Source organism: Mesoaciditoga sp. (assembly GCF_054006115.1).
In genome coordinates, this window is the sequence record NZ_JBPNHS010000015.1 from 1 (window position 1) to 5,887 (window position 5,887).

Annotated in this window: 7 protein-coding genes; 6 read left to right on the top strand and 1 reads right to left on the bottom strand. The window is 41.7% G+C overall.

The annotated features are described in order from the left end of the window. On the bottom strand, nt 1-929 hold a 929-nt coding region (locus ACXJIN_RS02905; RefSeq protein ID WP_456399298.1), incomplete at its 3' end, for a YifB family Mg chelatase-like AAA ATPase. A gap of 89 nt (nt 930-1,018) precedes the next feature. Between ACXJIN_RS02905 and ACXJIN_RS02910 the strand changes: the two genes are divergently transcribed. From ACXJIN_RS02910 to ACXJIN_RS02935, 6 genes are all read left to right on the top strand, one after another. Next, nucleotides 1,019-1,633 (top strand): hypothetical protein, encoded by a 615-nt coding sequence (locus ACXJIN_RS02910; RefSeq protein WP_456399299.1) that lies wholly within the window; start codon nt 1,019-1,021, stop codon nt 1,631-1,633. 35 nt (nt 1,634-1,668) lie between these two features. Beyond that, entirely contained in the window at nt 1,669-2,409 is a 741-nt protein-coding gene (locus ACXJIN_RS02915; RefSeq protein ID WP_456399300.1) for a sulfite exporter TauE/SafE family protein, read from the top strand. Between the two features lie 196 nt (nt 2,410-2,605). Beyond that, the gene (locus ACXJIN_RS02920) at nt 2,606-3,631 is read left to right on the top strand and encodes an ABC transporter ATP-binding protein (RefSeq protein WP_456399301.1); all 1,026 of its coding nucleotides are present in this window, start codon (nt 2,606-2,608) and stop codon (nt 3,629-3,631) included. Then, entirely contained in the window at nt 3,624-4,493 is an 870-nt protein-coding gene (locus tag ACXJIN_RS02925; protein ID WP_456399302.1) for an ABC transporter permease, read from the top strand. Before ACXJIN_RS02920 ends, ACXJIN_RS02925 begins: the two co-directional genes overlap by 8 nt. Continuing rightward, on the top strand, nt 4,484-5,443 hold the full coding sequence (locus ACXJIN_RS02930; protein WP_456399303.1) for an ABC transporter ATP-binding protein: 960 nt from the start codon (nt 4,484-4,486) through the stop codon (nt 5,441-5,443). The genes ACXJIN_RS02925 and ACXJIN_RS02930 overlap by 10 nt, the downstream gene beginning before the upstream one ends. Next, a partial coding sequence (locus ACXJIN_RS02935) for a hypothetical protein (protein ID WP_456399304.1) occupies nt 5,443-5,887 on the top strand: 445 nt, incomplete at its 3' end. The genes ACXJIN_RS02930 and ACXJIN_RS02935, both read left to right, overlap by 1 nt.

The window sequence follows — 5,887 nt, forward strand, 5'->3', positions numbered from 1 at the left end:
CTTTTAAATTCTGGCATCTCGTCCATGAAAAGAACTCCGTTGTGAGCAAGTGTTACCTCGCCAGGTTTCGCCTTTGCGCCTCCTCCAATTATGGAAGCGGTTGAAGCGCTGTGATGCGGGCTTCTGAAAGGTCTTTGCGTTATTGGGTTGCCATCCAACATTCCCGCTGCCGAATATATTTTTGTCGATTCAATTATTTCTTTTTCACTCATTGGAGGCATTATGGTTGGAAGCCTCCTTGCCAACATGGTTTTTCCGGAACCAGGAGGTCCTTTCATTAAGATGTTATGGAAACCGGCCGCAGCGATTTCCAAAGCCCGTTTCACCGTTTCTTGACCATGAACTTCCGAAAAATCCACATTCAAGTGATTTTCGTTCTTCAGACTTATTTTTCTTATTATCTTTGAAAGCGCGAAATCGCGAGGCCCTTCCACTATTTTCACCGCATCCAATAGAGAAGTAGCCGCATAAACATTTGAAATATTAACTAGGGATAATTCCATGCTATTTTCAAATGGGACGATTGCCTTTTCCTGGGGATCTTTTTCCAAAATAATGGGTAGCGCTCCATTTACCCTTCTTAAGGTTCCATCCAAACCCAATTCTCCTATTAAAAAAAGCTCTTCTTCATCTTTTATTTTTCCAGCTGCCATAAGGATGACCATGGCAATTGGTAGATCCAGCAACGCGCCCTCTTTTTTTACATCACCAGGTGCGAGATTTATCGTTATTTTTCCATGCGGAATGCCAAAACCGGAATTTTTTAACGCGCTCATAACACGTTTTCTGCTCTCTTTAACCGCCGTATCTCCAAGGCCGACTATTTCCCAGTCCTGAACTATCGATTTGGTATTTATGTCAGCTTCAACGTCAATCTCTACAACATCTAAGCCGCTGAGCACCGCACTTTTAACTCGTGAGTAATGCAAATGCAACCTCCTCCTTTCCAAAAGATTATATCATTACATTAAATGGTGAAGCTTAATAAGGCGTTATTTTCACGTGAAAGGGTGAGAAGATGAGGCTGATAAAGTTCTTTGACATAGTGCTGATAATGTTTGTTGTGTATTTACCTTTGCTGATAGGAAAAAGCAAAAAAAATGAAGAGTCTCTGTTTTGGGCTTCATTGATAACGCTCGTGCTTGCTGTTATTTCCATGTTGGTTATGAAAAAAGCGCAAATAGAATTTAAAAACGTAAACTTCCTACCAATTCTTATTTCAACTGCTTTTGGATTTGGAGCTTACGGGTTGTACAAGATGAACTGGAAGTTCGAAAGAAACATTTTTAGCCCTTTAACGTGGTTGGTTTTTTTGCCTTTAGTTGACACCATAATATTCCGTGAATTTGGTCTTCACGATCTTTCATGGATGAATGAAACACACCAACTTCTCTGGTGGTTTGTCTCTTTGAGAGTTTTTGTGCTTGGTATGTTAACTGGTTTTATTTATTTCCTCATATTCATCAAAGGAAATTTTTTCTCAGCCGTTTGGGAAGGTGGAATCGCTTTTGTATCGGCTTTGGTAGCGGGCTACATCTTTGTGCATTTTGGACTGATAGACGCACTCTTTGCGGAGATTGCTTTTAACTTCTGGAGGATAGCTTTCGCTTCAAAATCATCCCGTATTGTGTAGCATTTTGAAAAAATTTTAAACTCGTTGGAGGGAAAATGCATTATCTTTTGTATTTTGCAGTTTACGGTGTGGGTGTTATAGCGGGATTCATGAACGTTCTGGCAGGTGGAGGTTCTATGTTAACCCTTCCAATGCTTTCCCTTCTCGGGCTGGATGTCGGTGTTGCCAACGGCACAAACCGCGTGGCAATTCTTCTGCAAAACATAGTTGCCGCCCAGCAATTTAAAAAGAAGAATGTAAATGTGCTAAAGAGATCTTTGATTCTGGCAATTCCAGCAACACTGGGAGCGATTGTTGGAAGCTTGATCGCTGTTCAAATGAATGAAGAGCTTTTTAAAAGAATCATCGGCTTCTTTTTCATTTTTCTTGCAATTTTTCTTGTTTGGAAGCCAAAAGTGTGGGAAAAGGGCATAGGGCTTCCAAAAAATATGCGTTGGCTTTCTTATCTCATCTTCTTTGGAGTGGGAATTTACGGTGGGTTCATTCAAGCTGGTGTTGGCTTTCTTTTCATACTTTCGTTAGTGCTTGCCGAGGGAATGGATATAATAAAAACAAACGCCGCCAAGGTTACGATCATCGCTCTTTACACGGTGGCGTCGTTGATCATCTTCGTGATGAATGGAAAAGTTAATTGGATCGCCGGTTTAACGCTTGCAACAGGTAATATAACAGGTGCTGTTTTCGGCACCCGATTTGCCATTTTAAAAGGAGCAAAATGGGTAAGATACGTTCTTTTCATAGCGGTTGTATTAAGCACGATAAAATTTTTCAGTTAGCGTTGATAAAATTACACAAAAAGCCTCGACTACGATTAAATAAAATGAAGATATACGATTTTGAATGAGAACGAGTCCAAACGTGATCTCAGATACACGGCGAAGAGATACTCAACCCACTCCAATTTCTTACATGTAGATATGATATAATGCGCATTGCTAACATTTGCCTTTTCCTCATAACGAGGTGATTTTCTTGTATGCTGTAGTCACCAATTCTCTTACAAAGATATACAACACGGTACCGACCAGCGTGAAAGCCAAAGTGCGTGGAATGAAAGAACAAGGCCCTGGCCTGTGGGTGAAAAACGCTTTTAAGCTTACGAGCCGAAATACCCGAAGAGTTGTCGCCGTGGATGCCCTTTCGTTTTCGGTCGAATTGGGAGAAATCTTCGCCATAGTTGGCCCAAACGGTGCCGGCAAAACCAGCCTTATAAAGATGTTGAGCGGCCTTCTTTATCCAACCTCTGGAAATGCCAAAGTGCTTGGCTTCGATCTTGTAAAAGACCATGAAAAAATCAAAGATAAAATAGCGTACGTTTCCACATCCGGCTGGATGGGCTTGGAATGGCAGCTTACGGTTTACGAAAACCTGCTGTTCTACGCAGATCTTGTGAGAATTCCTCGCAAAAAGGCAAAGCCTGTAATCTTGCAAACGATGAAAGAACTTGGAATGGACGCTTACGCCCAAAAGACGATTCCTCAATTAAGTGCTGGCATGAGGCAAATGCTCACGATAGCACGGGGGATAATAGCGAAAAGGCCGATAATCTATCTGGATGAACCAACCACATCTTTAGATCCGTTTGCGAGAAGGAGAATGTGGGAATACCTGTTGAAACGCAGAAAAGAGCAGACGGTGATATTCTCGTCTCACGATCCGCATGAAATTGAAGAATACGCAGATCGAATAATGATATTGAAAAACGGAAAAGCTTTGATCATTTCCAAGCCACAGGTACTTTTAAAAGAATTCATAACGGAGCAGATCTATCAGGCTGAACTTTCAAACGTGAACCTGTCCGATTTAAAAGAAAAAATAAACGTGATAGATGCGCTTTCTCTGTCAGATAAGAATGTGAAAATACGCTTTTCTTTGTCGTCAGGAAACTTAAACGATCTCCTGACGTTTCTCATTTCAAAGCGCGTTACCATTCACAACATAACGAAGAGCAATGCGCAAATATCCGACGTGTACACGAGGTTTATCAACGGTGAATAGCATGACCAATCAACTAAGGGCAATTTGGGCGTTTTCAAAACGCGAAATGATAATATGGACTTCTTACAGGGTGAACATCTGGACGTGGATAATAGATGTTTTCATAAACACGTCCATCTTCTTCCTTATTTCACTGTTGGTTGGACATCACACAATGGGAGTTTACGGTACGAATTACGTTTCGTTCGTTGTGATAGGCCTTTCGATATATTACATCTCCTACACCAATCTTGGCGATCCATTTCCGAGAGTCGCGAGAATATACTGGAACGGAACGATGGACCTTTACATGTTGAGCCCGTTATCTTACTTCACGCCGATCATAGGCGTCATGTTTCGTTCCGTTATAGACGATTACCCACGCGTTGGACTGGCCTTTTTGTTTGGCTGGCTCTTTTTCGGAGCCACATTCGCGTTCAAAGCGCCCATTTACGTTCTGTTGGGAGTCATATTCATAGGGTTTTCGACCTTTGGAATAGGCATGATAAGCGCGTCTTCATTCTACCTTTTGAACTTCAAAAGGGGTAGCGAACCGATAAGTTTCATATTGCAAGATGTCATAATAGCCCTTGTTGGGGGATATTACTATCCAATAAATATCCTTCCCATGTACCTGCAAATTTTGGCATCTTTCATACCACACACCTACGCTTTGGATCTGTTCAGACGTGCTTTGCTTCCAGGTGCTTCTTTAACAAAACCCGTTTTGCCTTTACAATACATTTTGAAAATTTCTCCACTTGCTGTGGACACTTTGGCACTTGCCGTGATGACGTTTACCTTCCTCCCACTCGGTCTTTATCTTTACTACGTAGGCATACAGAAAGCCAGAAAAGAGGGGACTTTGACGAGATGGCAGTAATAGATGTGAGAAACGTGAGAAAATCTTACGGAAAGAAAAAAAAGAAGACTGAAGTCCTTCATTCCATGGACGTTAAAGTCGAAAAAGGTGAGATCTTTGGCCTTCTCGGAAAAAATGGTGCTGGAAAGACGACGCTTATTAAGGTTATGGCTGGCTTATTGGTACCAGACAACGCCGAAGGCCGCGTCCTGGGATATGACGTTTTGAAAGAAGCTAACAGGATAAGGGCAAACGTCTCTCTTGTTGCACCAACAGCGGACATAGGAGTAGATCCTGTTTTAACTGTTAGACAAAACCTTCTCTTTTGGGCAACCGTTTACGGCATACCATCGAAGCAAATGCAAAATGCGGTGGACGAAGTTATGGAAGCCCTTGATCTTATAAGATACAAAGACGCTTGGGCTATGGAAATATCCGCCGGAACGCGTCAGAGGCTCGCGATAGCCAGAGCGCTTCTGGTAAAACACGAACTCGTTTTCCTGGATGAGCCAACCGTAAAACTTGATATGGAAGCCGCCAAGATGATAAGAAATTTCATAGTGGATTTGCGAAACAGATACAACATAACCTTCTTCATGACAACGCATCTCATAGAAGAAGCCGAAGAGATCTGTGATAGGGTAATGATCATAGACAAAGGGGAAGTGAAAGCGCTTGGAAGTGTTGAAGATTTGAGAAGGAAATATTCACAAGAAGAAGAGATCATCGTGAAGGGGAATTTCGATGAACGTGTGAGAAACCTCAAAAAATTTTGGAATGTGGAAATACATGAAATATACGAAGAAGAATTTGGCAACATTCAGCAAGACACGGAACTCAGATTCAAAGTTGAAAACGTCGATTCCGAGATATCCAAAATCATAGAGGCTGTAAAAGAACACGGAGAGATAACGGATGTGCTTACGAAAAGGTTGACGTTGAACGACATATTTGAAAAGGTGATCTCATGATGGAGAAGATCAGGGCGATACTTTCGTTTGCCTGGATAGAATTCAGAGCTTTGAAATACTACCCTTCCAACCTTATTCTCGAAATCGTGAAAGGATACGTCACCATATTCGTTTGGTTCTTCATAGCTTACTTCATCCAAGGATTTTCGTCTGCGACATTCAAAGAGTTCGGCGGAAATTACGTTTCTTACGTTGTTTTGGGCGTTATATTCTTTCAAAGCTCGCAAGCATTCATCTTAGCACCTTTTAAGGGATTATCCACCGCCTTCTGGGAAAAAAGATTGGAAACGTACGCAACGCCTTCAAACGGCGTTCAAACTTACGTATACGGTGAGATGCTCTGGAATTTCGTGTTAAAAACCTCCACAACGCTTCTCTTTTTTTTCACGTTCGTCCTACTAGTCAAAGTGGATATGATTTTCCCAAGCTCTTATTTGAATTTAA

Excerpts from the sequence above, each read along its gene's own strand:
- ACXJIN_RS02915 (WP_456399300.1), top strand. The coding sequence starts at position 1,669 with ATGCATTATCTTTTGTATTTTGCAGTTTACGGTGTGGGTGTTATAGCG.
- ACXJIN_RS02930 (WP_456399303.1), top strand. The coding sequence starts at position 4,484 with ATGGCAGTAATAGATGTGAGAAACGTGAGAAAATCTTACGGAAAGAAA.
- ACXJIN_RS02910 (WP_456399299.1), top strand. The coding sequence starts at position 1,019 with ATGAGGCTGATAAAGTTCTTTGACATAGTGCTGATAATGTTTGTTGTG.